The 26,283-nt window shown below is 61.5% G+C and carries 27 protein-coding genes; 18 read left to right on the forward strand and 9 right to left on the reverse strand.

Features of this window, described 5'->3' with window-relative positions:
• Positions 1–9 precede the first annotated feature (9 nt).
• The gene (locus tag LSO07_RS04920; protein WP_099395689.1) at positions 10–1,461 is read right to left on the reverse strand and encodes an alkaline phosphatase; all 1,452 of its coding nucleotides are present in this window, start codon (positions 1,459–1,461) and stop codon (positions 10–12) included.
• A gap of 114 nt (positions 1,462–1,575) precedes the next feature.
• Positions 1,576–2,265 (reverse strand): hypothetical protein, encoded by a 690-nt coding sequence (locus LSO07_RS04925; RefSeq protein ID WP_225317181.1) that lies wholly within the window; start codon positions 2,263–2,265, stop codon positions 1,576–1,578.
• Positions 2,266–2,364: 99 nt separating this feature from the next.
• Here LSO07_RS04925 and LSO07_RS04930 point away from each other — a divergent pair, with 99 nt between their 5' ends.
• From LSO07_RS04930 to LSO07_RS04950, 5 genes are all read left to right on the forward strand, one after another.
• A complete protein-coding gene (locus LSO07_RS04930) occupies positions 2,365–3,282 on the forward strand; it encodes a LysR family transcriptional regulator (protein WP_151092621.1) in 918 nt (305 codons plus the stop codon).
• Between the two features lie 88 nt (positions 3,283–3,370).
• Positions 3,371–4,240, forward strand: a complete 870-nt coding sequence (locus tag LSO07_RS04935) for an MBL fold metallo-hydrolase (RefSeq protein ID WP_191909586.1) — start codon at positions 3,371–3,373, stop codon at positions 4,238–4,240.
• A gap of 20 nt (positions 4,241–4,260) precedes the next feature.
• The gene (locus LSO07_RS04940) at positions 4,261–4,917 is read left to right on the forward strand and encodes a DsbA family protein (RefSeq protein ID WP_151092623.1); all 657 of its coding nucleotides are present in this window, start codon (positions 4,261–4,263) and stop codon (positions 4,915–4,917) included.
• A 92-nt stretch (positions 4,918–5,009) separates the two neighbouring features.
• A complete protein-coding gene (locus LSO07_RS04945; RefSeq protein WP_151092625.1) occupies positions 5,010–6,473 on the forward strand; it encodes a catalase in 1,464 nt (487 codons plus the stop codon).
• Between the two features lie 170 nt (positions 6,474–6,643).
• Positions 6,644–7,027, forward strand: a complete 384-nt coding sequence (locus LSO07_RS04950; protein WP_070253828.1) for a hypothetical protein — start codon at positions 6,644–6,646, stop codon at positions 7,025–7,027.
• Positions 7,028–7,079: 52 nt separating this feature from the next.
• Here the strand turns inward: LSO07_RS04950 and LSO07_RS04955 are convergent, their stop codons facing one another.
• The 4 genes from LSO07_RS04955 to LSO07_RS04970 form a co-directional block, all read right to left on the reverse strand.
• On the reverse strand, positions 7,080–10,658 hold the full coding sequence (locus LSO07_RS04955) for an ABC transporter permease/M1 family aminopeptidase (RefSeq protein ID WP_151092627.1): 3,579 nt from the start codon (positions 10,656–10,658) through the stop codon (positions 7,080–7,082).
• Positions 10,659–10,668: 10 nt separating this feature from the next.
• Positions 10,669–11,562: an ABC transporter ATP-binding protein gene (locus tag LSO07_RS04960; protein WP_034784750.1), complete on the reverse strand. Its 894-nt coding sequence runs from the start codon at positions 11,560–11,562 to the stop codon at positions 10,669–10,671.
• Between the two features lie 170 nt (positions 11,563–11,732).
• The gene (locus LSO07_RS04965; protein WP_034784752.1) at positions 11,733–12,929 is read right to left on the reverse strand and encodes an ABC transporter permease; all 1,197 of its coding nucleotides are present in this window, start codon (positions 12,927–12,929) and stop codon (positions 11,733–11,735) included.
• Between the two features lie 3 nt (positions 12,930–12,932).
• The gene (locus tag LSO07_RS04970; protein WP_070253857.1) at positions 12,933–13,712 is read right to left on the reverse strand and encodes an ABC transporter ATP-binding protein; all 780 of its coding nucleotides are present in this window, start codon (positions 13,710–13,712) and stop codon (positions 12,933–12,935) included.
• Between the two features lie 148 nt (positions 13,713–13,860).
• Between LSO07_RS04970 and LSO07_RS04975 the strand changes: the two genes are divergently transcribed.
• Both LSO07_RS04975 and coq7 read left to right on the forward strand, forming a co-directional pair.
• A complete protein-coding gene (locus LSO07_RS04975) occupies positions 13,861–14,292 on the forward strand; it encodes a hypothetical protein (protein WP_034784755.1) in 432 nt (143 codons plus the stop codon).
• Positions 14,293–14,377: 85 nt separating this feature from the next.
• Complete coding sequence (gene coq7, locus LSO07_RS04980) at positions 14,378–15,022, forward strand: 2-polyprenyl-3-methyl-6-methoxy-1,4-benzoquinone monooxygenase (protein WP_034784757.1); 645 nt, start codon at positions 14,378–14,380, stop codon at positions 15,020–15,022.
• A gap of 85 nt (positions 15,023–15,107) precedes the next feature.
• Here coq7 and LSO07_RS04985 read toward each other — a convergent pair whose 3' ends face one another.
• Positions 15,108–15,530, reverse strand: a complete 423-nt coding sequence (locus tag LSO07_RS04985; RefSeq protein ID WP_034749235.1) for an OsmC family protein — start codon at positions 15,528–15,530, stop codon at positions 15,108–15,110.
• 225 nt (positions 15,531–15,755) lie between these two features.
• Here LSO07_RS04985 and rplM point away from each other — a divergent pair, with 225 nt between their 5' ends.
• The 5 genes from rplM to erpA all read left to right on the forward strand — a co-directional run bounded on the left by rplM (position 15,756) and on the right by erpA (position 18,744).
• Positions 15,756–16,184 carry a 50S ribosomal protein L13 gene (rplM, locus tag LSO07_RS04990; RefSeq protein WP_010393282.1) on the forward strand — a complete coding sequence of 143 codons (429 nt, stop codon included), beginning with the start codon at positions 15,756–15,758 and terminating at the stop codon, positions 16,182–16,184.
• Positions 16,185–16,193: 9 nt separating this feature from the next.
• Positions 16,194–16,586: a 30S ribosomal protein S9 gene (rpsI, locus tag LSO07_RS04995; RefSeq protein ID WP_010393285.1), complete on the forward strand. Its 393-nt coding sequence runs from the start codon at positions 16,194–16,196 to the stop codon at positions 16,584–16,586.
• 179 nt (positions 16,587–16,765) lie between these two features.
• Positions 16,766–17,803: an N-acetyl-gamma-glutamyl-phosphate reductase gene (argC, locus tag LSO07_RS05000; RefSeq protein ID WP_034784759.1), complete on the forward strand. Its 1,038-nt coding sequence runs from the start codon at positions 16,766–16,768 to the stop codon at positions 17,801–17,803.
• Positions 17,804–17,893: 90 nt separating this feature from the next.
• On the forward strand, positions 17,894–18,283 hold the full coding sequence (locus tag LSO07_RS05005) for a bactofilin family protein (RefSeq protein WP_034785332.1): 390 nt from the start codon (positions 17,894–17,896) through the stop codon (positions 18,281–18,283).
• 98 nt (positions 18,284–18,381) lie between these two features.
• Positions 18,382–18,744, forward strand: coding sequence for an iron-sulfur cluster insertion protein ErpA (gene erpA / locus LSO07_RS05010; protein WP_029496047.1), 363 nt, complete (start codon positions 18,382–18,384; stop codon positions 18,742–18,744).
• 65 nt (positions 18,745–18,809) lie between these two features.
• Here erpA and LSO07_RS05015 read toward each other — a convergent pair whose 3' ends face one another.
• On the reverse strand, positions 18,810–19,901 hold the full coding sequence (locus LSO07_RS05015) for an anhydro-N-acetylmuramic acid kinase (protein WP_151092629.1): 1,092 nt from the start codon (positions 19,899–19,901) through the stop codon (positions 18,810–18,812).
• Between the two features lie 142 nt (positions 19,902–20,043).
• On the reverse strand, positions 20,044–21,411 hold the full coding sequence (locus tag LSO07_RS05020; protein WP_034784764.1) for a M23 family metallopeptidase: 1,368 nt from the start codon (positions 21,409–21,411) through the stop codon (positions 20,044–20,046).
• A gap of 154 nt (positions 21,412–21,565) precedes the next feature.
• Between LSO07_RS05020 and tyrS the strand changes: the two genes are divergently transcribed.
• The 6 genes from tyrS to LSO07_RS05050 all read left to right on the forward strand — a co-directional run bounded on the left by tyrS (position 21,566) and on the right by LSO07_RS05050 (position 26,235).
• Complete coding sequence (gene tyrS, locus LSO07_RS05025; protein ID WP_034784765.1) at positions 21,566–22,831, forward strand: tyrosine--tRNA ligase; 1,266 nt, start codon at positions 21,566–21,568, stop codon at positions 22,829–22,831.
• Positions 22,828–23,277 carry a D-aminoacyl-tRNA deacylase gene (dtd, locus tag LSO07_RS05030; protein ID WP_151092631.1) on the forward strand — a complete coding sequence of 150 codons (450 nt, stop codon included), beginning with the start codon at positions 22,828–22,830 and terminating at the stop codon, positions 23,275–23,277. The genes tyrS and dtd overlap by 4 nt, the downstream gene beginning before the upstream one ends.
• 26 nt (positions 23,278–23,303) lie before the next feature.
• Positions 23,304–23,948, forward strand: a complete 645-nt coding sequence (locus LSO07_RS05035; protein ID WP_034784769.1) for a YbhB/YbcL family Raf kinase inhibitor-like protein — start codon at positions 23,304–23,306, stop codon at positions 23,946–23,948.
• A 3-nt stretch (positions 23,949–23,951) separates the two neighbouring features.
• Positions 23,952–24,596 carry a histidine phosphatase family protein gene (locus LSO07_RS05040; protein ID WP_151092633.1) on the forward strand — a complete coding sequence of 215 codons (645 nt, stop codon included), beginning with the start codon at positions 23,952–23,954 and terminating at the stop codon, positions 24,594–24,596.
• 209 nt (positions 24,597–24,805) lie between these two features.
• Complete coding sequence (dusB, locus tag LSO07_RS05045; RefSeq protein WP_034784773.1) at positions 24,806–25,810, forward strand: tRNA dihydrouridine synthase DusB; 1,005 nt, start codon at positions 24,806–24,808, stop codon at positions 25,808–25,810.
• Between the two features lie 191 nt (positions 25,811–26,001).
• Positions 26,002–26,235 (forward strand): helix-turn-helix domain-containing protein, encoded by a 234-nt coding sequence (locus LSO07_RS05050; protein ID WP_008445162.1) that lies wholly within the window; start codon positions 26,002–26,004, stop codon positions 26,233–26,235.
• Positions 26,236–26,283: the final 48 nt, after the last annotated feature.

The following is a 26,283-nucleotide window of genomic DNA, read 5'->3' on the forward strand; positions in this document are numbered from 1 at the left end:
TCTTGGGGATTACAGACCGCCGGCGGTCTTGACCAGGCCGAATACTTTGGTGTTGTCGATGGTGCCGAGGAAGGTTTCCGAACCCTTGCCGATGGCGCCCAGGAAGACGTCGGTGCCGCCGTGGGTTTCATTGCCCGCCGTGGTGCGGATCACCGCTTCCTGGTGGTAAGTATTGGCGCTGGTGACGGTTTCATCGAGGCTGGCCATGGCGGCGCGGCTCGACTGGGTGCGGTTTTCGCCATTGCCGAAGCCGATGATCGAATACGGTGCGCCATCGAGGTCTTTCTCGACCGCGCCGGTCACGTAGTTCTTTACCACGCCCAGCACGCCAGGGTTGCCGGCAGCCGTCTTGCCCGTGCGCTTGGCGTAGCCGTTCAGCACCAGGGTGTGGTCATGGTCGGCCGTGACGACGATCAGGGTATTGGCCAGGGTCGGGTCGGTGAGCTTGGCTTTGTCGATGGCCGCCTTGATGGCGTTATCGAATGCGACGGTATCTTGCAGAGCTTTCTTGGCCGTGGTTTCGTGCAGCGCATGGTCGATGCGGCCGCCTTCGACCATCAGGAAATAACCCTTCTTGTTCTTGGCCAATACATCCATGGCCTTGGTGGTCATTTCCGCCAGGCTCGGTTCCTTGGCGGCATCGCGGTCCAGGTCGTAGCTCATGTGGCTGGAGGTGAACACGCCGAACAGGCGCTCCGTCTTGGCCGCATCGACGGCCTTGAAGTCGGCGCCCGTGTTGGCGACCGTGTAGCTCTTCGCTTTCAGTTCGGCGAGCAGGTCGCGTCCGTCGGAACGCTTGCCGCCATCCTTGAACGGCTTGAAGAATTGCGCGCCGCCACCGAGGACCACGTCCAGGCCGGCAGTGCCCAGCGCGCTGTTGTAGCCCGTGCCGCCAGGCACCAGGGCCGCGGCGATATCGTTTTCCAGGTCGCGGTGGCAGATGTGCGAATAGGTCGCGGCCGGCGTGGCGTGCGTCACGCGCGCCGTGCTGACGACGCCGGCGGCAAAGCCCTTGGCCTTGGCCAGTTCCAGCAGGGTGGTGGCGGGCGTGCCGTTGCCGGTGCCGCATTTGTTGACCAGCTTGTTGCCGTTCGCATCCGTGCCCGGATCGATGGCGACCGTGTTGGCCGACATCGAGATGACTTCATTGTTCATCTTGACGCCCGTCATGTAGGCGGCCATCGATGGCGCGCTGTCCGTCACTTGCGCATCGTTCGAGAACGTCTTGACGAAGGCCGTTTCCGGCAGGGTGTCCATGGTCAGCGCACCCTCTTCGCCCACCGAATAGATGCGCGCGGCCGTCATGGTGGTCAGGCCCATGCCGTCGCCGAGGAAGAAGATGACGTTTTTCGGCGGTGCTTCAGCCACTACCTCTTCTTTTTTGGCGTCGCTGCCGCAGGCGGCCAGCATCAGGGTGATGGCGACGCTGCAGCCAGCGACGGAAATTTTTCTGCGTGTCATGTGGTTCATCCGGCTAGGTTTGAAAGAGCTAGCAAGATAACAATCCAATGTGACGCCCTCATGACGCTGTGACACATTTGGCCACGCCGGTGCGCGTCCGCCTGGCGTGTTGTTTTAGCGCACGTCCTCGGTGGAAAAGTACACCGTGCCGCGCAAGCGTGCCGTTGTTCCCAGCTGCGCGCGCAAGGCCGCTTGCAAGCTGGCGGCCGGGGTTTCCTGCACGCCCCGCTTGGCCGCCACGATGTCGCCATGCGGCGCCTGCGCAGGGCTGGTCCAGGCGACGATATGTTCGAAATCGGGGCGGCTGTCGATGCGCTTGACGAGGAAGCGCTGCGTGCCGTCTCCCACCTGCAGATAGCGCGCGCTGGCGTGCGCGGCGGGTGCCGGCGACAGCTGGCGCATCAGCAGGACGCGCTCGACGATGATGGCGGCAGTGCCGTAGCCGGCTTCGGCTTTTCCAGCCTTCTCGAAGTGCCCGCGCATCACCGTCGCGCGGAACTGGCGCAGCGGCAGCGGCGCGGCGGGCAGCAAGCGCGCCAGCTCGAAATGTTCCGGTTCGAGGGTCCACAGCGCCGTACGGCCATCGAGCTGCTGGCGCAGCCGCGCATCGAGGGCGGGGTCGGCCAGCCGCACTTGCAGCACCACCTGGTAATCGTGCGGCGCATGGAACATCGGCAGGTGCGAGGCATACAGCCCTTGCTTGCCGCCAAACAGCACCATGCCGTGCAGGCCCCAGGTCGGGGGCGCGGCGTGGGCGAGGCTGGACAACATCAGGAGCAGGGCGGGAAGGAAGAAACGTAGCATGTGAGGACGTGATGAGTTTTAATACCAGGATGATAGGGGCGGTATCATGCACGGTACAGCAACCATTTTTCACCTTTCGTGTCCCATTTGGAAATCATCATGCACATGAGCCTTGCCGACCTGCGCGTGTTTTGCAGCGCCGCGCGCCAGCCGACCCTGGGCGCGGCGGCGCTGGAATTGCACCTGACGCCATCGGCCGTGTCGAAAGCCTTGCGCCGCCTGGAGGGGGACATGGGCGCGCCCCTGTTTGACCGGAGCGGCAAGCAATTGCTGCTCAACGACAGCGGCCGTTTGCTGCTCGAGCGTGCGCGCACCTTGCTGGCGCTGGCCGAACAGGCGCGCCTGGACGTGATGGGCGAACGGGGCGCCATCGATGGCCGCATCGCCGGCCCTGCCTTGCTGCTGTGGCGCCACGCGGAGACCCTGGCGGCGGCGCTGGACGCCTATCCGCAGGCCAGCTTGCGTTTGCAACCGGCTTTCGAGGATGCGGCGCTGGCGGCCCTGGCGCGCGGCGATTGCCATGCGGCACTGGTGACGCAGGACGCCATCGCCCAGCGCGGCGCCGACTGGCCTGCCACCTGGCACAGCACGGCGCTGGGCAGCATGCGCATGCTGCTGGCGGCCGGGCGCGGCCATGTGCTGGCGCGCGGCGTGCCGGCAGCCTGCGCATCCGTGCGCTGCGCCATGCAGGACGTCTTGCCGCACGCGTTTGCCAGCCCTGCCCACTCCCTGCTGTGCGGCGAGGAGCGGGGCCGCCACGCCGATGCCTGGCGCGGGGTGGCCGGGCGCACCATCCGCTACTGGAGCGACGACGTGCAGCTTCTGCTGGGCTATGTGCAGTCCGGCCGGGCGCTGGCCTACCTGCCCGACTTCGCCGTGCGCGCGCATGATTTGCTGCAGGTCGAGCTGGCCGGCAGCGTCGATTGCAGCGAACAGGTGCTGCTCGTGTGGGATGGCGCGCTGGCGGGGCAATGGCTGCATGCATTGGCGCGGCAGCTGTCTATTCATCCGAAATAAGCAACAAACTATTGCGCTTTAACGGGTTTTTCTACCGGATTGAGCAACGTAAGATGCATGCATCCCAATCATTTTGTGAAGGCACAGCATGTTCTCCAAATCCATCAGCAGCGTTCTTGTTTCCACCCTGTTCTCCGCCGGCGCCGCGTCGGCCGCCGCCAGCGCTCCCTTGACCCTGGAAGTCTTCAACCCGGGCGAAGCGGCCATCTTCCCTGTCGCTTCCGTGCTGGTTGCGGGCAAGCATGACGCCGTGCTGATCGATGCGCAATTCTCGCGCGCCGAAGCGCAAAAGCTGGTGGAGAAGATCCGTGCCAGCGGCAAGAAACTGACGACCGTGTACATCAGCCACAGCGATCCCGATTTTTACTTTGGCCTCGATGTGATCAAGGCCGCTTTCCCGCAGGCGAAAATCGTTGCCACGCCGGAAACAGTCGCGGAAATCCGCCGCAAGGCCGACGCCAAGGTCGGCTACTGGGGGCCGATCCTGAAAGACAATGCGCCGAAAAGCATCGTCATTCCCGAAGCGTTGCAAGGCAAGCGCATCAGCCTGGAAGGCCAGTCGCTGGACATCGCCGGCCCGACGCCAGCGCGCACCTATGTGTGGATTCCATCGATCAAGGCCGTCGTCGGTGGCGTGGTGCTGTTTGGCAACTTGCACGTATGGACAGCCGATACGCAAAGCCTGCAATCGCGCCAGGACTGGCTCAAGACACTGGACGGTATCGCCGCCCTGAAACCCGTCACCGTCGTGCCCGGTCATTTCAAGGTGGGTTCGCCCCTGACGCCGGACAGCATCAGTTTTACGCGCGACTATCTGGTGACGTTTGAAGCGGAAACGGCCAAGGCCGCCAATTCGGCCGCCCTGATCGAAGCGATGAAAATGCGCTATCCGAAGCTGGGCCTTGATGGCGCCCTGGAAACGAGCGCCAAGGTGGCCAAGGGCGAAATGAAATGGTAAGCGGCAACAAGGAGTCAAGCATGCCCACACTGCATTACATTTTCGACCCCCTGTGCGGCTGGTGCTACGGCGCCGCGCCGCTGGTCGAGGCGGCGCGCGCCGTGCCCGGACTGACGGTGGCGTTTCACGGCGGCGGCATGATGACGGGCAGTAATCGCCGCCAGATCACGCCCGCCTGGCGCGGCTATGTGCTGCCGCACGACCGGCGCATCGAGCAATTGTCGGGCCAGCCGTTTGGCGACGCCTATATCGATGGCTTGCTGAACGACACGACGGCCATGCTGGATTCCGAACCGCCGATCACGGCCATCCTGGCGGCCGAATCGCTGGCCGGCAAGGGCCTGGACATGCTGCAGCGCGTGCAGCGCGCCCATTACGTGGACGGCTTGCGCATTGCCGACGTGCCCGTGCTGGTGACCTTGGCGCAAGAGCTGGGCATGGATGGGACGGCATTCCAGGCCGCGTATGCGCAACAGGCGGGCGCTGTCACGCAACGGCATATCGATGCCAGCCGCGCCTTGCTGGCGCAGGTGGGCGGGCAGGGCTTTCCCACGTTCGTGCTCGACGATGGCAGCGGCAAGCTGTCCGTGATCGATATCGGCGGCTTTTTGGGCCAGCCCGCGAAGTTGCAGGCGCAACTGGGTGGCGTGTGCGATGCGCAAGGGTGCGCATTGTAAATAGCTATCGATTCGATAAAATCAATTAACTTTTCCTTTGTTGTTGACCTCGTTACACTGGCTCCATTAGTCAACAACGAAGGAAAAGCAGCATGAGCCAACAGCCGCCATTCAGTACCGCCTCGGGCATCCCCGTCGCCGACAACCAGAATTCCATCAGCGCCGGTCCCCGTGGCCCGCTGCTGCTGCAAGACTTCCACCTGATCGAAAAACTCCAGCATTTCAACCGCGAGCGCATCCCCGAGCGCGTCGTCCACGCAAAAGGTTCGGGCGCCTACGGCACTTTTACCGTCACGCACGATATCTCGCGCCATACCAAGGCCAAGCTGTTCAGTGAAGTGGGCAAGCAGACGGCCACCTTTGCGCGTTTTTCCACCGTCGGCGGCGAACGCGGCAGTGCAGACACGGAACGCGATCCGCGCGGCTTCGCCGTGCGTTTCTATACGGAAGAGGGCAACTGGGATTTGGTCGGCAACAACACGCCCATGTTCTTCATCAAGGACCCGATCAAGTTCCCCGATTTCGTCCACACGCAAAAGCGCGATCCGCAAAGCAACCTGAAATCGGCCGAGATGATGTTCGATTTCTGGAGCCATGCGCCGGAAAGCCTGCACCAGGTCACCATGCTGTTCTCGGACCGCGGCACGCCGGATGGCTACCGCCACATGGATGGCTTCGGCAGTCACACGTATAGCCTGATCAATGCCGACGGCCAGCGCGTGTATGTGAAATGGCACTTCAAGACGCGCCAGGGCATCAGGAATCTGCCTGCCGCGGAAGCGGGCCGCCTGGCCGGCGCCGACCCCGATTACGCCCAGCGCGACCTGTTCGGCGCCATCGAACGCGGTGATTTCCCCCAGTGGGAAGTCAAGCTGCAGGTGGCCACGCAGGAGCAGCTCGATGCATGGGAGCAGCGTACGGGCTGGAACCCGTTCGACCTGACGAAAGTATGGCCGCATGCGGACTTCCCGCTGCTGCCGGTAGGCATCTTCGAGCTGAACCGCAACCCGGACAATTACCACGCGGAAGTCGAGCAGGCGGCCTTTTCGCCGGCCAACGCCGTGCCGGGCATGGGATACTCGCCGGACAAGATGCTGCAAGGCCGGCTGTTCGCCTACCACGACGCCCAGTTGTACCGGGTCGGCACGAATCACCAGCATCTGCCCGTGAATGCGGCCCGCTGCCCCTTCCATAACCAGCAGCGCGACGGCGGCATGGCGATCCACAATGGCGGCGCGGCGCGCAACTATGCGAACGTGGCGGCGGCGGGCACGCAACCGCAAGGCCTGGGCCACGGCGAGGGGGCGCTGGCGCTCGATGGCGGCGCGGCGCGCTACGATGGCCGCGGCGTGGAAGACGACTTTACGCAGGCCGGCAATCTGTTCCGTTTGATGTCGGCACAGGCCAAGCAGAACCTGTTCGATAACCTGGCCGGTCCCTTGAGCCAGGTGCGCGCGGAAACCCTGCAGCGTCAGCTGGGCCACTTCGACCGGGCCGATGCCGCCTACGGCGCCGGCGTGCGCGCCGCCCTGCAGGCGCGTGGCGTGACCCTGTAAGCGTGTATTGCAGGCGGAACAAGCTGGTTCCGCCTGTTGTTGATCCAGCACAAATTAGAGATGAATACCAAATATTGCCGTATGGACATATTTGCCGCCCATGCGTAGACTTGTCGGTCTGATGATCGCGCCGTCTTCCTGGCGGCGCCCTGACTAGAAAGTCTTGCAATATGAATATGGCGAAGCTGTCGGTGCATGGGGACGACCCCACGCTCAAATCCATCCTTGAAGTCTTGCCCACCGATCCGGAGCGGCAATGGCGCAAGGGCGAGGCGAAGGGCGCGGGCCGCGTGCATCTCGATTCCGGCTTCGAGGTGCTGATCGCGCAGGCATCCAAATCGCAAGTGTTGCCCTCGCGCATACGCAGCTACCTGGCCGAATGCCGCTCGCGCGGCGTCAGCTTCAGCATGCCGCGCATCGTGGCCGAACTGCAACTGGAGTTGAATGGCGACGATACGCTCGATGCGCCGCTCGACCTCTCGCTGGCCGACATGCAGCATCTGACGGAAATGGGCATCAGCCTGAGTCTGGTAACGCGTTCCGCCGCAGCCTGATGAGCGCCTGACACTTAAAAAATGGCCACCTGTTCAGGGTGGCCATTTTTTGTCATGCTTCGGCGATGTCGACGGTGACCATATTGTCGTCCGGCTTGCGGTCGATCAGCTTGTTGTCGGGATCGATGCCCGCCTTGTCGGGGCGGCTGCCGACGATGACGGTATAGCTCGCTTCGCGCTTCGCCATGCGCAGGCGTTCGCGCAGCAGCGGATGGCCATTCGCGTCGTCGACGCCGATCTCGATCCAGTCGTGCAGGGGCGCGTCGTGTTCCTCGCCCTGTTCGCCGGCCGTCAATTTGCTCGCCTGCACCTTGATGGTGACAGCGTACTTGCCGTCGCTGCGTTTCGTGGCCGTGGCCGACAGGGCGCGGTTGTCGAACAGCACGATTTTCTCGAACAGGTCGTCGATCAGGTAAGCCTGCTCGGGTGGCGCGACCTGGCGCAAGCCGGCAATCAGGGCTGTCACGCTCGCATACGGCGGGCCTTTCTGGCCATAGGTCTTGAGCAAGTCGCGCAGCACGCCGTTGACCTTGTCTTCGCCGATGATGTCTTGCAGCAAGTACATGGCCAGGCTACCCTTGTTGTAGTGGATATACGCCTGGTTTTCATTCTCGGCCAGCGGCAATTCCTTCTTGCGCTCTTCGCTGCGCCCCATCAGGTATTGATTCAGGTCATAGCGCAGGAAGCGGCGCATCTTGGCCGGCCCCACGGTTTTCTTCATCACCATCAGGGCCGAATATTCGGCCAGGGTTTCGCTGAGCACGGTAGCGCCGCGTGTATTGCCGCCCACCAATTGATGCGCCCACCACTGATGCGCCACTTCATGCGCCGTGACGTAGAACGGATAATCGATATCTTTCGGGTTCTTGTCATCCACCTTGGCGATGAAGCCCAGCCCTTCCGAGTACGGTATCGTGTTCGGGAACGATTGCGCAAACGTGGCGTAGCGGGGGAACTCGACGATGCGCAGGATCTTGTGCTGATAAGGGCCGAAGTTTTTCGTGTAGTACTCGAGCGCTTCCTTGCTGCCGCGCACGAAGCGGTCCAGATTGTATTCATGGCCCGGGTGGTAATACACGTCGATGGCCACGTCTTGCCAGCGTTCGTGCCTGACGGCGTAGCGGGCCGACTGGAACGCGTAGAAATTCAGGATCGGCTGCTCCATCGTGTAGTGGAAGTAATGGCGGCCCTTGGCGATCCAGTCGTTGTCCAGCATGCCCGGCGCGATGGCCGTCTGGCCGTCGATGGTGCTGACGGTGGCGTCAAAGTTGATGCGGTCGGCATCGTTGCTGACGTAATTGTCGGCCAATCCCTTCGCATCGTCGCGCGGCAAGGCCCGTTCGCGCGCGGGCAAGCCGTGTTTCTTGCGGTCGCGCGGATCCGTCAATTCCTGCTGCGCCTGGTAGCCGATGTGCGGCAGCACGGCATTCGTGAAGAAGGTGCCGTTGGCGACCACGGGCGTGTCCTGGCCCAGGCCGAAGATGCCGCGCGGCGCATAGCGGACGTCGAAATCGAGGCCCAGGGTAGCGCCCGGCGCCAGTGGCGCGGCCAGGCGGTAGCTGTAGAAGCCCAGCTTCCCATCATCGAGGCCGGGATGCACGCGCGCGTCAAAACGCAGGCGCATGGTGGAGGTCGGGTCTTGCTGCACAAAAATGTGGCTGATCGGCAGGCTGGTCTTGTTTTGCAGCACATAGCGGCCCGTGACGGCGAGGGTGCGCTGCGCCGGATAGATGGCCACGTCGAGTTTCACGTCGGTGATTCTCGGCTGCGGCGTGGCGGCAAACTTGCGGTACTGGCGCTCGACACTGGCGCGGTCCGCATCGCGGGTGAATTCGGACTTGTAATCGTTGGCCACGTGGAAGACGTAGAACAGCACCGTGCCGGCGCCGAGGAAGAGCAGGGCGCCGCCGGCAAAGCTGGCCAGTACGCCGTGCGTCAGGCCATGGCGCGCCAGGCGCAGGCGGATGCGCCAGCTATCCTGCGCGCCGCGGGGCCAGAACAGCAGGGACAGCACCGTCAGCATGACGGCCGCGCCGCTCCAATACAGCAAGTACCAGCGCTCGCGCAACAGATAGTGGCCGGCGCCGTTCATGGCCGAATACACGATGTCCGGCGTGTTGCCATACAGCAGCAGCGGGTCGCCCAGGCCCAGCGAGGAAAAGCTGATGCTGGCGATGTGGTACAGAATCATGGCGAAATACGCCAGGTACTTGTGATTGATCAATACCTGCAAAAAGATGGCCAGCACGGCGATCAGCGCGTAGGACGGCAAGTGCGACAGGAACAGCGATTCCAGGTACAGGCCGGGGTCGAGGCGGTAATAGCCCTTGAAGACCTGAATCGACATGCCGCACAGCATGATGACCAGACTCAGCAGAGCTTGCAGGCCGACCAGCGCAAACAGTTTCGACAGCAGGGGCAGCCAGTTCGGCACGGGCAGGGCGTCGAGCATCTGATACGTGCCCACTTCCCGTTCGCGCCACACCAGCTCGCCCGCGTAGAAGGTGGTAATGATCAGCATGAACAGGGCGAACGAAGCGTTGACCATGTCCAGCACCTTTTCCGTCACCGGATAGGTATTCGTGCCGTAGATGGAGCCCATGTCCAGCGCGCCCGCATACATGGTCAGCACGCCGGCCAGCACGATGACGACAAAATAGATGTTCTTGATGGTTTCGCGCAAGTTCAGCCAGCTCATCTTGACGAGCAGGGCGGCCAGGCTGCGCTGCGCGAAGTCTGGTGTTTCCTGCGTGGACAGCGAAGCGTTCGACAGGCGCAGCGGGACGTCGCCCTCGCTGCGGCGCTTGCCGGCGCCCGCGTCCGTCGTGGCGTGGAACTGGAAGCGCCAGTAGCCGAGCAGCAAGGCCACCAGGGCGAAGCCGGACCAGATGGCGCGGTTCAGCAGGTACACGCCTTCCAAGGTCACCAGGCGCGTGTTGCGCTCCGCGTTTGGCCAGTATTCCGTCAGGCGTATCAGCGCCGTGGTGCCGAAAGGATCGATCAGGGCGGCCAGGGTCTTGTAGTCGAGGTCGCGCGCCAGCGACGGGGCCACCAGGTAGCCGATCAGCATGACCACCGAGCTGATGTACACAGGCAGCATGCGCCGCGTCAGGGCCGCGATGACGAAGAAGATGGCGCCGAAGATGAACAGGTTGGGCAGCAGCGTAAACACATACGGCATCAGGTAGGCCAGCGCCCGTTGTGGCCCCAGCCGTTCCGGATCGATGCCGGGCAGCCAGGCGCCCAGCCAGGCACCGATGACGATGCTGGAAAACACCACGGCCAGCACCAGGTAGGCGCCGAGGAAGCGGCCGAAAACATACTGGTATTTCCTGATCGGCGCGCTGAAGAAGAAATGCTGCATGCCGTATTCGAAATCCTGCTGCACCGAGCGGCCCATCATGGCGGCTACCACCACGGCGCCGAAGCAGCCCAGCAGGCTGCACGTGAACGCCAGCGAGCGGGGCGCGTTGATCAGGAACTTGCCGCCGAAACTGATGCTCGCTTCCTTGAAGACGCCGCCGGCGGCAGCCATCCACAGCATGGCCAGCGCCAGAAACATGGCGAAATACACCCAGGTGGACAGCAGCTTGAGCCGCTGTCGCGCTTCAAAGCGGGCGATGGCAAGCATGGCCGTCCCCTCAGTCGCACTGCGGGGCGACGCGGTGGCGCCCGGCAATGGTGGCGAAATACAGGTCTTCCAGGTCGCCGATGGCTTCCTCGAAGCCGTCGCCCGGGTCGTCGTCGCTGTAGACGTGGATCAAGGTGCGGCCCGACAGCAAGCGCGTGGAAATGACGGCGTGGCGCTGCTGGAAGCTGGCCAGCTCCTTCTTCTCGACGAAACGCGCCCAGATCTTGCAGCTGACTTCGTCGATCAGTTCCTGGGTCTTGCCGCACAGCAGCAAATGGCCCTTGTTGATGATGGCCATGTTGGCGCACAGGTCGGCCACGTCGGACACGATATGGGTCGACAGGATCACCGTCTTGTCTTCGCCGATGTCGGACAGCAGATTATGGAAGCGCACCCGCTCCTGCGGGTCGAGGCCGGCCGTCGGTTCGTCGACGATGATCAGTTTCGGGTCGCCCAGCAGGGCTTGCGCGATGCCGAAGCGCTGGCGCATGCCGCCGGAAAAGCTGCCCAGGCGCTGGTGGCGCACGTCGAACAGATTGGTTTGCTGCAACAGGCCATCGACGACCTCGCGCCGGCGCGCCCGCTGCGACAAGCCTTTCAAGGTGGCGAAGTGGTCGAGCAGTTCGTAGGCCGTCACTTTCGGGTACAGGCCGAAGTCTTGCGGCAGGTAGCCCAGCATGCGGCGGATCTCGTCCTTGTCGTCGAGCACGTCGTAGTCGCCGAAGAAGATGGAGCCGGAATCGCATTCCTGCAAGGTGGCCAGGGTGCGCATCAGGGTCGACTTGCCGGCGCCATTCGGGCCCAGCAAGCCAAACATCCCAGGCGGTATCGTCAGCGACACGTTATCCAGCGCCGCCACGCCATTCGCGTAGGTCTTCGACAATTTGCGAATCTGCAATTCCATACAACTCCTAACTCATGCGTTGCAGCCCGATGGTGCAGGGCTTCTCTATGCTGGCATTGTATTGAATTTAAGACGTACTGGGCAGTTACATGCGATACACGGCATTTTCGCGTGGCCAGAGTGCAGATGGGAGGGGTGGACGGCACCCCGCTTCACCCTGGCTGGCGTGTCTAGTTGCGGAACAATACGGATTCCCGGTTGAACCACCAGCGGCACAGCATCAGCAGGGCGCCCGCGATCACCGTGGTCGAGGCCAGGATCACGCCGAACATGCGGTAATCCATGGTGCCCTTGACCAGTTCCTTCATGGCCAGCGACACATTGGTCAGCGGCACCATGGCCCACATCCAGTTCAGCTCGACGCCGGGCAGCATGGCCGCCACCGTGGGCAGGATGACGAACAGCATCAATGGCGTGATCATGCCGGCCGCTTCCTTGTAGCTTTTCGCGTAGATCGAGATCGACAGCAGCAGCGAGGCGAAGATGGCGGCGGTCGGCACCAGCATCAGGGTCACCATGGCCAGGTCGGGCAAGCCGATGCTGCGCACCATGACGGCCATGTTGCCTTCCAGCGAACTGCCGAAGATGGCCAGCAGGGCGCCCATGCTGCCCACCATCAGCACGGCCGAGGTCATGCCGACCGTAAACAGCACGAGGAACTTGGCCAGCACGATGGCGCTGCGCGGCACGGGCGCCAGTAGCAGGGTTTCCAGGGTGCCCCGCTCCTTTTCGCCGGCGCCCAGGTCGATGGCCGGGTACATTGCCGCCGTCAGACACACCATCAGCAGCAGATAGGGCAGCATGCCACCGACGATGGCGCCCATCTGCTCGCGTTCGTTGGCCGTCGATTGCTTGTCGAGCACGATAGGATTGAGGGCAAAGGCCAGCTGGGCAGGACTCAGGTTCAGGGCAGACAGCGTCCCTTCGCGCAGGCTGGCGTTATAGGTTTCGACGATCTCGCGCACCCGCTGCTGGGTCACGTCGACGGTGCTGGCGCTGTTGTAGTGCAGTACCACCTTCGCTTGTTGCTGTTGCTGCAGCGCCTCTTCGAACCGGGGCGGAATGACGACGGCAAACTTGATGGTGTCGTCGCCGATGGCGCGGCGGATATCGCCCTCGCTGGCCAGTGGCACTTCGCGCAGGTTGTGCTGCTGGGTAAAACGCGCGCTCAAGCCCGGCGAATGGTCTTTGCCGAACAGCGTGTAGCGCATTTCCGCCGTCTTGGCATTCTTGAACATATTGTTGGAGACATAGGCGAAGCCGCCAAAGATCAGCGGCATTGCAAAGATGGGGATGAGGATGGTGAAGATCAGCGTCTTGCGGTCGCGCGTGAGTTCCAGCAACTCTTTCAGATAAATGGTCCACATGGCTCAGGCTCCCTGGTTGATGACGCTGACAAAGGCGTCGTACAAGTCCGCGCTGCCGCCCAGGTGGCGCAGTTCGTTGACCGTGCCATTGAAGGCGGTGGTGCCGCGGTTGATGATGCAGACGCGGTCGCACAGCTTTTCCACCTCGTGCAGGTGGTGCGTGGAAAAGATCAGCGGCACGCGCAGCGCCTTGTAGCTGGCGATGAAGTCGAGCAGGATCTTGGCCGACATCACGTCCAGGCCCGTCGTCGGTTCGTCGAGGATGACCACCTGCGGCTCGTGCACGACGGTGCGGGCGATCGCGCACTTCTGTTTCATGCCCGTCGACAACTGATCGGCCCGCTTGCCGCCGTATTCTTCCATCTGCAGAAGTGCAAACAGTTCGTCGCAGCGGCGTTTCAGCTTGTCGGCCGGCATGCCATGCAGGCGGCCGAAATATTCCACGTTCTCGCGCGCCGTCAGGCGACCGTACAGCCCCGTCGAGCCGGACAGGAAACCGATGCTCTGGCGCGCCACCAGCGGCTGGCGCAGCACGTCTACGCCGTTGACGAGGGCGCTGCCCGCGTCCGCTTGCAAGGCCGTCGACAGCAGGCGCAGGGTGGTGGTCTTGCCGGCGCCATTCGGGCCCAGCAGGCCCAGCACTTCGCCGGGGGCGCAGCTGAAACTGACGTCGCGTACGGCGTGAAACCAGCCTTCATGTTCGCGCGGATCGCTGACGTGCACGCCCTTGCCCTTATGGGGCGGCAGGCGAAAACGTTTTGCCAGGTGCTTGACTTCAATCATGTGCTTCATCCATTTGACGGTGAAGAACGAGAGTAGCATGCAAAAAATGTAACTTGCAAGGTGGAAATATCGTTTGGTCTATTGAAAAAAACAGCATCTTCATGCAAGCTGGCCCGGTGGGCGCCGGCGGACGGCGCGGGAGAGCGCAATGCAAACGATCGATCAGGCGATGCAGGACAAGGTACTGGCCGTGGCGCGCGCCGGCATGACCAGCGCCGAAGCCATCGGTTTCTTCCGCGTCAGCCTGGGGCTGTACTACCTGGCCGGCCTGATGACGGAGGAAACCCTCGATTTCAAGCAGATTGACGCGAAGTACAACCGTTTTATCTACCACTCGATAGGTGGGGGGCACAGCATCGCCAGCGTGCTGCAATTCATGAGCGGCGAGAAAGTCTTGCGCGTGCTGCAATCGGAGCGTTTTCGCGCCGCGTTTGCCGAATACTGCCCGGACATCCCCGTCGACAGCATTTCTTTCCTGATTTCACTGAACCTGGGCGTGGCGAAAAGCCTGTCCGGCCTGGATGCCGTCGGCCCCGTGGTGGACTGGATCGAGCAGGAAAAAGCGCGCACAAGTCAATAAAGCCCCGTTCACCCTGTGCGCAGCGTGGGGACGGCTGGCCCTGATCGTCCTATAATTCATGTTTTCCCTTACATGAATAGCCACGATGACCGCGAACCGCCATTTTGACCCCCTGGATCGTTTGATTGTTGGCGCCGACAAGGCCCTGCGCGTCATGGCGGGCGTGGCCTCGGCCTCGCGCCCCACGCCGGCCGCGCATGCGCCCGATGCGGAGCTGAGCCCGGCCGAGCAGCGCCACAGTGCCGGCTTGATGCGCGTCAACCATGTGGGCGAAGTGTGCGCACAAGCCCTGTACAACTCGCAGGCGCGCTATGCGCACAGCCCGGCCATCCGCGCCCAGTTCGACGAAGCGGGACGCGAAGAGGAAGACCACCTGGCCTGGACGGCGCAGCGCCTGACGGAGCTGGGCTCGCGTCTGAGCCTGCTCAATCCCCTGTGGTATGCGGGTTCGTTTGCGCTGGGCACCATCGCCGCGCGCATGGGCGACGGCCGCAGCCTGGGTTTTGTGGTGGAAACGGAACGCCAGGTGGAAGCGCACCTGGCCAGTCACTTGCAGGAATTGCCGCCGCAGGACGCCAAGTCGCGCGCCATCGTCAAGCAGATGGCCATCGACGAAGTGGAGCACGGCGCCGCCGCCCAGCGACTGGGCGCCATCGATACCCCGGCGCCCGTGAAGGCGCTGATGGGCATCATGGGGAAGGTGATGACGAAAACCGCGTATTACTTGTAGGTCGGATTAGGCCGCAGGCCGTAATCCGACAACATTGCTGGCGTCGGCGGTGTTGTCGGATTACGCGCTGGCGCGCTAATCCGACCTACTCTTCGATGATCTCGAAGGAATGGGTGATTTCCGCCGTCTTCGCCAGCATGATCGACGCCGAGCAATATTTGTCATGCGACAAGGCCACGGCCCGTTCCACGGCCGTCGGTTTCAGGGCCTTGCCCCGCACGGTGAAGTGGAAGTGGATCTTGGTAAATACTTTCGGGTCGGTGTCGGCGCGGTCGGCCTTCAGGGTCACTTCGCAGCCGCTGACGGCTTCGCGCCCGCGTTTCAGGATCAGCACCACGTCATAGGCGGTGCAGCCGCCCGTGCCCAGCAAGACCATTTCCATGGGGCGTGGCGCCAGGTTGTGGCCGCCGCCATCGGGCGCGCCATCCATGGTCACCAGGTGGCCGGAACCCGTTTCTGCCCGAAAACTCATGCCCGACGGGCCATTCCAGCTGACTTTGCATTCCATCGTACTCTCCGAAAATTGTAAGCGTTTTGTATTGTAATAGAGGAATGCCTGTCCATGTGCCGCCCGCCGGCCCGCAGCCGGCCTCGATTGCGGCTTGACGCGGCAAGGCAAAGCCGCTTATACTTGTCGGCTTTCCGTTCGCTCAGGAAAAGTAAATAAGGCAGAGTCCGCACGGCAGCATCGGCGGAACCACCATTTGAGCGTGTAATCTATTAGGAAGTCAACATGAAAACATTTTCCGCTAAAGGACATGAAGTCCAGCGCGATTGGTTCGTGGTTGACGCGACGGACAAAGTCCTCGGACGTGTTGCCAGCGAAGTGGCACTCCGACTGCGCGGCAAACACAAACCAGAATTTACTCCTCACGTCGATACCGGCGACTTCATCGTCGTCATCAACGCAGGCAAACTGCGTGTGACCGGTACCAAAGCTACTGAGAAAATTTACTACCGTCACTCTGGCTATCCAGGCGGCATCTACGAAACCAACTTCCAGAAAATGCAACAGCGTTTTCCAGGTCGCGCGCTTGAGAAAGCGGTCAAAGGCATGCTGCCTAAAGGCCCACTCGGCTACGCAATGATCAAGAAGCTGAAAGTGTACGCGGAAGGTTCCCATCCGCACGCTGCTCAGCAACCTAAAGCACTTGTTCTCTAAGGAACTGACATGATCGGTAATTACAATTATGGAACCGGCCGTCGCAAAAGTGCAGTGGCTCGGGTTTTTATCAAAGTTGGCACAGGCTTGATCGTTGTTAACGGCAAACCAGCAAACGAATACTTTTCGCGCGAAACGGGTCTGATGGTCATCCGTCAACCACTGGAACTGACCGGCAATGTCGAGCGTTTCGACATCAAAGTCAACGTCCATGGCGGCGGTGAGTCGGGCCAGGCTGGTGCAGTTCGTCACGGCATCACCCGCGCTCTGATCGACTACGATGCAGCGTTGAAACCGGAACTGGCGAAAGCCGGCTTCGTTACCCGCGATGCACGTGAAGTCGAGCGTAAAAAAGTTGGTCTGCGCAAAGCACGTCGCGCAAAGCAATTCTCGAAGCGTTAATTTCTACGCTACAGCACCTTCCGGGGTGCTGGTCGAAAAGCCGCTGGACTTCGGTCCCGCGGCTTTTTTGCATTTCAGCGGGATGCGCCGTTGCGCTGTAAAATACGCGAAAACCCGCAGGGGGAGCGTTTCCCCTCTTCTTTATGCAATCTTATGCAATCTATACACAAGGAAAGAACATGATCAAAGTTGGCATCGTCGGCGGCACTGGATATACGGGCGTGGAGTTGCTGCGCTTGCTCGCTACCCATCCAGATGTCGAGTTGACGGCGATTACTTCGCGCAAGGAAGATGGCTTGCCCGTTGCTGACATGTATCCTTCCCTGCGTGGCCATGTGAAACTGGCATTTTCCTCGCCGGACAAGGCGAATCTGGAGCAGTGCGACGTGGTCTTCTTTGCCACTCCGCATGGTGTTGCTATGGCGCAAGCGCCAGCCTTGCTGGCCGCTGGCGTGAAAGTCATCGACCTGGCTGCCGATTTCCGCCTGAAAGACCAGGCCAAGTTCGAGCAGTGGTACAAGATTCCCCATACGGCTCCCGAGCTGATCGAACAGGCCGTGTATGGCTTGCCGGAACTGAACCGCGAAGACATCAAGCAAGCCAAGCTGATCGCCAACCCAGGTTGCTACCCGACCACCATGCAGCTGGGCTTTTATCCGCTGCTCAAGGCTGGCCTGGTCAACGCGGGCGGCTTGATCGCCGACTGCAAGTCGGGCGTGTCGGGTGCCGGCCGCAAGGCGGAAATCGGCATCCTGTTTTCGGAAAGCAGCGACAGCTTCAAGGCCTATGGCGTGGCCGGCCACCGCCATCTGCCGGAAACGACGGCGCAATTGCAGCGTTTCACGGATGAGAAAGTGGCGCTGACCTTCACGCCACACCTGGTGCCGATGATCCGCGGCATGCATTCGACCCTGTACGCGCAGCTGAACAAGGATGTCAGCAATGAAGAATTGCAATCCTTATTCGAAGAGCAATACAAGGATGAGCCTTTCGTCGACGTGATGCCGTTCGGTGCGCACCCGGAAACCCGCTCCACGCGCGGCTCGAACATGCTGCGCCTGGCCTTGCACCGTCCCGAAGGCGGCAATACCGTCATCGTGCTGGTGGTGCAGGACAATCTGGTCAAGGGCGCGTCGGGCCAGGCCGTGCAGTGCATGAACTTGATGTTTGGCTTGAAAGAAACGGCCGGTTTGCAACATATCGCCCTGTTGCCGTAATTATCGGCGCCGCTGCTTGCGCGGGTCCGGCGCCTTTTTGCCGGACCTGTGATAAATTGGACTGCCACGTACCCCGACAGGATGACGTTCATGTTCGAGCGCAATGCGAAAAACCCCATCGACACCCTGATCGGCGCTTCCACGCGGATCGAGGGCGACCTGCTGTTTTGCGGCGGCTTGCGCATCGATGGCCATGTGCGCGGCAACGTCACGGGCGAGCCGGGCGAGCCCACGTATGTGGTGCTGGGCGAGGCGGGCCGCATCGATGGCGAAGTGCGCTGTTCGAGCCTGGTCGTCAGCGGCGAGATCAATGGCCCCGTGTATGTGTCGGAAATGCTTGAAATCCAGCCAAAAGCCCGCATTGTAGGAGAGGTCTATTACAAAGTGCTGGAAATGCACAGCGGCGCATTGGTGCAAGGCAAGCTGAGTCGCCACGACAGCGCTGACCCCGTGCTGCACCTGGCCGTATCGGAAATGTGAGCAGGAACAACACCGTCCAGCCGCATCAGCGGCGGCCGCAGCGCGAGTTGCGCCAACAGTCTATAATGACTTAATGTTTTCTAGTAGGAGTGCCTGATATGAATGCCGTCGCTGAAATGCAAGATGTGATCCCTTCCCCTATTATCTTTACCGATAGCGCCGCCGAAAAAGTCGCGCAGCTGATCGAAGAAGAAGGCAATCCCGACCTGAAATTGCGCGTGTTCGTGCAGGGTGGCGGCTGCTCCGGTTTCCAGTATGGCTTCACCTTCGATGAAATCGTCAACGAAGATGACACCACCATGGTCAAGAACGGCGTCCAGCTGTTGATCGATTCCATGAGCTACCAGTACCTGGTCGGCGCGGAAATCGACTACAAGGATGACCTGGAAGGCGCGCAGTTCGTGATCAAAAACCCAACGGCGACGTCTACCTGCGGTTGCGGTTCGTCTTTCTCCGTTTAAGCACTAAACTGGGCAAGCAAGAAAATAGCGGATCGTTGATCCGCTATTTGTGTTTCTACGCCGGCTCAGCGCGGATACAGCGCGCCCAGTACGCGTAAGCCCTGCGCACCCGTCACGGCCGGCAAGTTGCCCGGCTTGCGCTGGTTAAAACGCCAGGCCAGCCAGGCGAACGCCAAGGCTTCGACCTGGCTGGGCGCCACGCCCAATGCTGCCGTCGATGCCACCGCCATGCCCGGCAATTCATGGGCCAGCGCCGCCATCAGGCTGGCGTTCTGCGCGCCGCCGCCACACACATACACGGTTTCCGCCCGTGCGCCGTCGCGCAGGATGGCGTGCGCCAGGCTGGCGGCCGTCAGCTGGGTCAGGGTCGCCTGCACGTCGGCTGGCTTGGCTTGCGGATAGCTGGCCAGCTTGGCGCCCAGCCAGTCGGCATGGAACAGGTCGCGTCCCGTGCTTTTCGGCGCAGGCAAGTCAAAATAGGGATCGTTGAGCAAATCCGCCAGCATCGCGGGCAAGACTTGGCCCGTGGCGGCCCAGGCGCCGTCGGCGTCGTAGGGCTGGCCCAGGTGCTGCAAGACCCAGCCATCCATCAATGCATTGCCGGGACCCGTGTCGTAGCCCGTCACCGTGCCGTCCGCGTGCAGCACGCTGATATTGCTGATGCCGCCGATATTGGCCAGCACGCGCGTGTGGCCCGGCAGATTGAAGATGGCCTGGTGGAAGGCGGGCACCAGCGGCGCGCCCTGGCCGCCGGCGGCCACGTCGCGGCTGCGCAAGTCGGCGATGACGTCGATGCCCGTCAGTTCGGCCAGCAGGGCCGGGTTGTTCAGCTGACGCGTAAAGCCCAGCTCCGGGCGGTGGCGGATGGTCTGGCCATGCGCGCCGATGGCAGCGATGGCGTCCGGGCCGATACCCGCGTTGCTCAGAAGCATGGCGACGCAATCGGCGTAATGACGCACGAGTCGGTTTGCCGCCAGCGCTTCGCGTTCGATTTCATTCTGGCCCGCACTTTGCAGCGCCATCAGGTCGGCGCGCAGGCTGGCGGGAAAGGGAATGTACGCGTCGCCCAGGCTGCGCGTGCCCTCGTCGGAAAAGTCGACCAGCGCACCGTCGACGCCATCGAGACTGGTGCCTGACATTAAACCGATATACAGCATGGGGTATTCCTTGAATGCGTAAGTGGTGAGGTGCATTGTGCCGCATTTGTGCCGGCCGCAGAAGCGCACGGGGAAAAACAAAGGCACCGGCCATTTGCATGGGCGGTGCCTTTCTTTATATGTTGCCCGAAGGCAGTGTTGCTTAGCGCGCAGCCAGTGCCGTGTCGTTCGGACGCAGCAGCGTGAAGCGGTGCATCATGTCAGCCGACACCATGCGGAAACGGCTCAGCTCGGCGGCCGTCAACGGGGCCTGGGCTTGTACGTTCAGTTTGCTTGGATCCTGTGCCACGCCGCCGACGCGGAATTCATAGTGCAAATGGGCGCCCGTCGACCAGCCGGTGGTGCCGACGTAGCCAATCACATCGCCCTGGCTGACTTTTTGACCTTTTTTCAGGCCCGAAGCAAAGCGGCTCATGTGCGCGTAGGCGGTGGAATAGTTGGCCCAGTGTTTCAGGACAACAACATTGCCATAGCCGTTTTGGCTGCCGACGGAATCGACCACGCCATCGCCCGAAGCGCGGATAGGGGTGCCCGTTGCTGCAGCGAAATCGATGCCCTTGTGCGCTTTCCAGTTGCCGGAAATCGGGTGCACGCGCATGGAGAAGCCGGACGAGATGCGGGAGAATTCGAGGGGGGATTTCAGGAAGGCTTTTTTGAGGGACTTGCCGTCGAAACTGTAGTAACCGCCGCCTTGCTTGCTGGCTGGGTCTTCGAACCAAACGGACTGGTAAGTCGTGCCGCGGTTGGTGAATTCACCGGCCAGGATGCGGCCCGCTCGGACAAATTCGCCATCTTGCCAGAATGTTTCGTAGACAACATTAAACGAGTCACCGCGCTTCAGGTCGGAGCGGAAGTCGATATTGGTGGAGAACATTTCCACGATTTGCGCGGAAATCGAATCTGGCAGGCGGGTGCCGTCCAGGCTGGAGTCGGTGGCGGCGAAGAGGGTGGAAGTAATCTTGCGCGCGTGCATTTCAACGCGGCGTTCCAGCTGGGCAGCTACTTCCGTGGCCACGAACTTGTCGCCCTTGCGGGTGATCAGGATGTTCTTGACCGATTTGTCCGTGCCGTCGACGAGCGTGGCGCGCATCCAGTTGAGGTCGCCGTTTTCGGACGTTTGCGCTTGCACGCGCTTGCCCGATTTCAGCAACATCACGCCGCGCGCGATCTTGTCGGTTTTAATGAAATTGGCGGCCGCCGCATCATCCACGCCGAGACGGGTCAGCAGGGTGGCGAGGGTATCGCCAGCGCGGACTTTTTCTTCGTGGGTGAAATTCTGGTCTACCTGTTCCATCGCGGAAATTTGCGAGGCGAGATCAGGCATTTCCAGGTTCTGGGCGATGGACGTGACCGGCAAGTCCGATGCGTCGGGCGCCATGGGCGACACAGCGACCGCGCCGAAGGCGGCCACGGCGAGCAGCACTGCGGAGGCACCGATAATGCGTGCCTTGCGTGTCGTCGTCAGCTGTGTGTACAAGCGTGAGCCTGTGATTTTATGTATAGGGTTCATGCAATCAGTTAAAATTTGCCCTTGAACGTGACCTGAACTAATGCTCTTTGTTATTGTTATTTTGGTTCGTTTTCATACGGCAAGATTGATGGGATCGAGCATTATAGCAAACTCCGCAAACCTACTACCATTTTGAGATCTACAGTCAAATTTTATGGAAATCAACACCACCGCATCGCCTACAAAGGCTAACGCCGCTCAGACCGCGCTTCCGCTGTCGGACAGAGTACAAGAAGCCCTCGCGATTACCAAGCGTGGCGTCGACGAACTCTTGATCGAAAGCGAATTTGCGCAAAAATTAGCCCGCTCCGAGAAAACCGGTGTTCCGCTGCGCATCAAACTGGGCCTGGACCCGACTGCCCCCGACTTGCATCTGGGCCACACTGTCGTGCTGAACAAGATGCGCCAGCTGCAAAACCTCGGCCATCAAGTCATTTTCCTCATCGGCGACTTCACGTCCATGATCGGCGACCCTTCGGGCCGCAACGTCACGCGCCCGCCGTTGACCAAGGAACAGATCGAGATTAACGCGATGACGTATTTCGCGCAAGCATCTTTGGTGCTGGACGCCAGCAAGACCGAAATCCGCTATAACTCCGAGTGGTGCGATCCGCTGGGCGCGCGCGGCATCATCCAGCTCGCTTCCCACTACACGGTGGCGCGCATGATCGAGCGCGACGATTTCACCAAGCGCTTCCAGGGCGGCATTCCTATTTCCGTGCATGAATTCCTGTACCCGCTGATGCAGGGCTACGACTCGGTGGCCCTGAAGTCGGACCTGGAACTGGGCGGCACGGACCAGAAGTTCAACCTGCTGGTGGGCCGCGAACTGCAAAAGCAGTACGGACAGGAGCAGCAGTGTATTTTGACCATGCCTCTGCTGGAAGGTTTGGACGGCGTGGAAAAAATGTCCAAGTCGAAGAATAACTACATCGGCATCACGGAACCGGGCAACACCATGTTCGCCAAGCTGATGAGCATTTCCGACGTCATGATGTGGCGCTACTACGAGCTGCTGTCGTGGCGCTCGATCGCCGAACTGGCCCAGTTGAAGCGCGAAGTCGAGGAAGGCCGCAATCCACGCGATGCCAAGGTTGCGCTGGCGCAAGAGATCGTTGCCCGCTTCCACTCGCAGCAGGCGGCGGAAGAGGCGCTGGCCGACTTCGTCAACCGCTCGAAGGGCGGCATCCCCGACGATATCCCGGAAGTGACGCTGGCTGGCGCCCCGCTTGGCATCCCGCAATTGCTCAAGCAAGCGGGCCTGTGCCCATCGACGTCAGAAGCCATGCGCAAGATCGACCAGGGCGGCGTGCGCATCGACGGCACCGTCATCAGCGACAAGGGCTTGCAAGTGGCGGCTGGCCAGTTCGTGTTGCAAGTTGGCAAGCGCAGCTTTGCGCGCGTCACCTTGACGGCATGATCGCGCTGCTGCAGCGCGTTACGCAGGCCAAGGTCGACGTGGCCGGCGCCACCATCGGCGCCATTGATGCCGGCCTGATGGTGCTCGTGTGCGCGGAGCGGGGCGATACGGAGAAGGAAGCGGACGCCCTGCTTATAAAACTGCTGGGCTATCGCGTGTTTGCCGACGAGGCGGGCAAGATGAACCGCAGCGTGACGGACGTGTCCGGCGGCTTGCTACTGGTACCGCAGTTTACGCTGGCGGCCGACACCAAGTCCGGCACGCGCCCGTCGTTTACGCCGGCGGCCGCGCCGCAGGACGGCTTGCGCCTGTTCACGCATTTCGTGGACCAGGCGCGCAGCCGCCACGCGACCGTGCAAACGGGACAGTTCGGCGCCGACATGCAGGTGTCGCTGACGAACGACGGGCCCGTCACCTTCTGGCTGCAGGTAAACGCAAAGCAATAACTAAAAAATATAAAGAGGAGCAAGCGATGAAATTGTGGAGCGAGACGTTTCGTGATGGCGGCCTGATGCCGGCCGACCATGCCTTTGCCGAGATCGATCCGGCCAGCCGCGTGCGCCTCGCCGGCAACCGCAATCCTCATCTGGCCTGGGACGAGGTGCCTAACGGCACCGAGTCGCTGGCCCTGTTCTGCATCGACCCCGATGCGCCGCAAGACGCCAGCCTGGCCAACCGCGATGACCAATCGCTGCCGCTGACGGCGCCGCGCGGCGACTTTTATCACTGGAGCTTGCTTGATATTCCCCTGGCCATGCGGGTTATTGCCGCCGGTGAGTTTTCCAGCGGCATCACGCCGCGCGGCAAGCCTGCCGCCAGCGGCGGTGCGTTGCCACTGCGCCAGGGCCTCAACGACTATACGGCCTGGTTTGCCGGAGATGCCGCCATGGCCGGGGACTATTACGGCTATGATGGCCCGTGCCCGCCGTGGAATGACGAGCGCATCCACCATTATATTTTTCGCCTGTACGCGCTCGACGTGCCGCGCCTGGCGCTGCCCGAGCGTTTCACGGGGCAGCAAGCCCATGCAGCCCTGTACGGCCACATCCTCGACGAAGCCCAGCTCGTCGTCGCCTATTCGCTTAACCCCGAATTGGCACTTACCCTGAAGAAATAACGCATGAGCACCACGATTTTACTGATACGCCATGGCGAGACGGCCTGGAATGCGGGCCGCCGCCTGCAGGGCCATATCGACATCGCGCTGAACGAGGCGGGCCTGGCGCAAGCGGAGGCGCTGGGGCAGGCGCTGGCGGACGAACCGCTGGCGGCCATTATCGCCAGCGATCTGCAGCGCGCGCAGCAGACGGCGCAAGCCGTGGCCGATGTGAAAGATTTGCCCGTGCAAACGGATTCCTTGCTGCGCGAGCGCTGCTATGGCGCCTTCGAAGGCTTGCTGTATGCGGACATTGCCGCGCGCTATCCGCACGAATATGCACAGTGGCAATCGCGCCAGATCGATGCCGTGATGCCGTCGGGCGAGCGCCAGGCCGAAAGTTTCCGCCAGTTCTATGCGCGTGCGAACGGTGCCATCGCCCGTTGGGCCGGGAAATATGACGGCCAGACGATCGCCATCGTCGCCCACGGCGGCGTGCTCGAATGCGCCTACCGCGAGGCGGTCGGCATGACGCTCGACAGTCCGCGCGACTTCCAGGTCAAAAATGCCAGCGTCAACCGCTTTTCTTACGCGGAAGGCAAGCTGCATTTGGTGCATTGGGGAAATATCGAACACTTGAGCGCGCCCGCGATGGACGAGCTGGGCTAAGAGCCGGGCGAACCGACGGACGGGCTCGCCGAGCCCCTGTTTTGCTGTGCTGCACAAGCGCGGCGCCCGCCCAAGCGCACTGAAGCAAAAAAATAGTGCTTATTAATTAGGCAGGGAATCGGTTAAAATAGCAGGTTCCTCCGTCCATTCCAGGTTCTTCAGTGCAAATCGGCCCTCACATTCTGCGCAACAACGTTTTCGTCGCTCCCATGGCGGGTGTGACGGATCGGCCTTTCCGCCAGTTGTGCAAGCAGTTGGGTGCCGGCTACGCCGTGTCGGAAATGGCGGCGTCGAATCCGCGCCTGTGGGCGACGGAAAAAAGCTCGCGCCGCACGGACCACGAAGGCGAAATGGAGCCGAAGGCCGTGCAGATCGCCGGTGCCGATCCGCAAGACCTGGCCGACTGCGCCAAGTTCAATGTGGACCGGGGCGCGCAGATCATCGACATCAACATGGGCTGCCCCGTCAAAAAAGTGTGCAACAGCTGGTGCGGTTCGGCCCTGTTGCAAGATGAAAGCCTCGTCGAAAAGATATTGCACGCCGTCGTCAATGCCGTCGATGTGCCCGTCACCCTGAAATTCCGCACGGGCTGGAACCGTTCCAACAAGAATGCCCTGACCATCGCCCGCATCGCCGAGCAAGCTGGCATCCAGATGCTGACTTTGCACGGCCGCACGCGCGCCGATGGCTACAAGGGCGATGCCGAATATGAAACGATTGCCGCCGTGAAAGCATCGGTGGGCATCCCCGTGGTGGCTAACGGCGACATTACCAGCCCTGAAAAGGCCCGCTTTGTGCTGGATCAAACGGGCGCCGATGCCGTCATGATCGGCCGCGCGGCGCAGGGTCGGCCGTGGATTTGCCGTGAAATCGACCATTTCCTGCGCACCGGCACCTTGCTGCCGGCGCCGTACGTGGATGAAGTGCGCACCCTGATGGACGAGCATTTGCGCGCCCATTACGCGTTTTATGGCGAATTCCTCGGCGTGCGCACGGCACGCAAGCACATTGGCTGGTATGTCAAGGATCTGGAAGGCGGCGAAGCGTTTCGCCAGCAAATGAACTTGCTGGAATCGACGGACGCGCAATTGCTGGCCGTCGATCAATTTTTTGAGTCGCAATGGAAATTTGGCGAACGGTTACAATACCGCCTCTCCGAATCCAGTGAAAGTGGCCTGATCGATGTGATCAAACCTGTGGCCACGGCAGCATGAGCAGATAGCAAGGCAGTGATATAAGTTATAAGCAATAGTGACAAGCAAGAGTGATCAGCAGTACAAGGGCGAGCGCCTATACAGAGCGTCATGCAATATTAATTACAACACCGAGGCAAGAGGGCAGCACGCGGACCGCATGGGCGGCGCGGCGCCGGATTGCCAGGTGTTCAGCCGGTTGAAGCATAAAAATGAGCAAAGAAAGCATTCAGGAAGTCGTACAGAAAAGTCTAGAAGATTACTTCAATGACCTGGGCGAACAGCAAGCATCGAATATCTATGACATGGTCGTGCTGACCGTGGAAAAGCCCATCCTGGAAGTCGTGATGACACGCGCCGATGGCAATCAGTCGCACGCCGCGCAGATGCTGGGCATCAACCGCAATACCCTGCGCAAGAAATTGCAGGAGCACGGTTTGCTGTAATGCCGGCATGCAAGTGACGCCAAGATTTGAATCCGCCGCAGCCCGGCA

Origin of the sequence: Janthinobacterium sp. PLB04 (genome assembly GCF_021165895.1) — a bacterium.
GTDB lineage: Bacteria > Pseudomonadota > Gammaproteobacteria > Burkholderiales > Burkholderiaceae_D > Janthinobacterium > Janthinobacterium lividum.

What these genes read in the sequence shown, in the direction of transcription:
- LSO07_RS04960 (WP_034784750.1), bottom strand. Translation starts at nt 11,562, where the DNA reads ATGGAATTGCAGATTCGCAAATTGTCGAAGACCTACGCGAATGGCGTG.
- LSO07_RS04945 (WP_151092625.1), top strand. Translation starts at nt 5,010, where the DNA reads ATGAGCCAACAGCCGCCATTCAGTACCGCCTCGGGCATCCCCGTCGCC.
- dtd (WP_151092631.1), top strand. Translation starts at nt 22,828, where the DNA reads ATGATCGCGCTGCTGCAGCGCGTTACGCAGGCCAAGGTCGACGTGGCC.
- coq7 (WP_034784757.1), top strand. Translation starts at nt 14,378, where the DNA reads ATGACCGCGAACCGCCATTTTGACCCCCTGGATCGTTTGATTGTTGGC.
- dusB (WP_034784773.1), top strand. Translation starts at nt 24,806, where the DNA reads ATGGCGGGTGTGACGGATCGGCCTTTCCGCCAGTTGTGCAAGCAGTTG.
- erpA (WP_029496047.1), top strand. Translation starts at nt 18,382, where the DNA reads ATGAATGCCGTCGCTGAAATGCAAGATGTGATCCCTTCCCCTATTATC.
- LSO07_RS05040 (WP_151092633.1), top strand. Translation starts at nt 23,952, where the DNA reads ATGAGCACCACGATTTTACTGATACGCCATGGCGAGACGGCCTGGAAT.
- LSO07_RS05035 (WP_034784769.1), top strand. Translation starts at nt 23,304, where the DNA reads ATGAAATTGTGGAGCGAGACGTTTCGTGATGGCGGCCTGATGCCGGCC.
- rpsI (WP_010393285.1), top strand. Translation starts at nt 16,194, where the DNA reads ATGATCGGTAATTACAATTATGGAACCGGCCGTCGCAAAAGTGCAGTG.
- LSO07_RS04970 (WP_070253857.1), bottom strand. Translation starts at nt 13,712, where the DNA reads ATGATTGAAGTCAAGCACCTGGCAAAACGTTTTCGCCTGCCGCCCCAT.
- tyrS (WP_034784765.1), top strand. Translation starts at nt 21,566, where the DNA reads ATGGAAATCAACACCACCGCATCGCCTACAAAGGCTAACGCCGCTCAG.
- LSO07_RS05020 (WP_034784764.1), bottom strand. Translation starts at nt 21,411, where the DNA reads ATGAACCCTATACATAAAATCACAGGCTCACGCTTGTACACACAGCTG.
- LSO07_RS04950 (WP_070253828.1), top strand. Translation starts at nt 6,644, where the DNA reads ATGAATATGGCGAAGCTGTCGGTGCATGGGGACGACCCCACGCTCAAA.
- rplM (WP_010393282.1), top strand. Translation starts at nt 15,756, where the DNA reads ATGAAAACATTTTCCGCTAAAGGACATGAAGTCCAGCGCGATTGGTTC.
- LSO07_RS04925 (WP_225317181.1), bottom strand. Translation starts at nt 2,265, where the DNA reads ATGCTACGTTTCTTCCTTCCCGCCCTGCTCCTGATGTTGTCCAGCCTC.
- LSO07_RS04985 (WP_034749235.1), bottom strand. Translation starts at nt 15,530, where the DNA reads ATGGAATGCAAAGTCAGCTGGAATGGCCCGTCGGGCATGAGTTTTCGG.
- LSO07_RS04940 (WP_151092623.1), top strand. Translation starts at nt 4,261, where the DNA reads ATGCCCACACTGCATTACATTTTCGACCCCCTGTGCGGCTGGTGCTAC.
- argC (WP_034784759.1), top strand. Translation starts at nt 16,766, where the DNA reads ATGATCAAAGTTGGCATCGTCGGCGGCACTGGATATACGGGCGTGGAG.
- LSO07_RS04935 (WP_191909586.1), top strand. Translation starts at nt 3,371, where the DNA reads ATGTTCTCCAAATCCATCAGCAGCGTTCTTGTTTCCACCCTGTTCTCC.
- LSO07_RS05050 (WP_008445162.1), top strand. Translation starts at nt 26,002, where the DNA reads ATGAGCAAAGAAAGCATTCAGGAAGTCGTACAGAAAAGTCTAGAAGAT.
- LSO07_RS04920 (WP_099395689.1), bottom strand. Translation starts at nt 1,461, where the DNA reads ATGACACGCAGAAAAATTTCCGTCGCTGGCTGCAGCGTCGCCATCACC.
- LSO07_RS04955 (WP_151092627.1), bottom strand. Translation starts at nt 10,658, where the DNA reads ATGCTTGCCATCGCCCGCTTTGAAGCGCGACAGCGGCTCAAGCTGCTG.
- LSO07_RS04930 (WP_151092621.1), top strand. Translation starts at nt 2,365, where the DNA reads ATGCACATGAGCCTTGCCGACCTGCGCGTGTTTTGCAGCGCCGCGCGC.
- LSO07_RS05005 (WP_034785332.1), top strand. Translation starts at nt 17,894, where the DNA reads ATGTTCGAGCGCAATGCGAAAAACCCCATCGACACCCTGATCGGCGCT.
- LSO07_RS04965 (WP_034784752.1), bottom strand. Translation starts at nt 12,929, where the DNA reads ATGTGGACCATTTATCTGAAAGAGTTGCTGGAACTCACGCGCGACCGC.
- LSO07_RS04975 (WP_034784755.1), top strand. Translation starts at nt 13,861, where the DNA reads ATGCAAACGATCGATCAGGCGATGCAGGACAAGGTACTGGCCGTGGCG.
- LSO07_RS05015 (WP_151092629.1), bottom strand. Translation starts at nt 19,901, where the DNA reads ATGCTGTATATCGGTTTAATGTCAGGCACCAGTCTCGATGGCGTCGAC.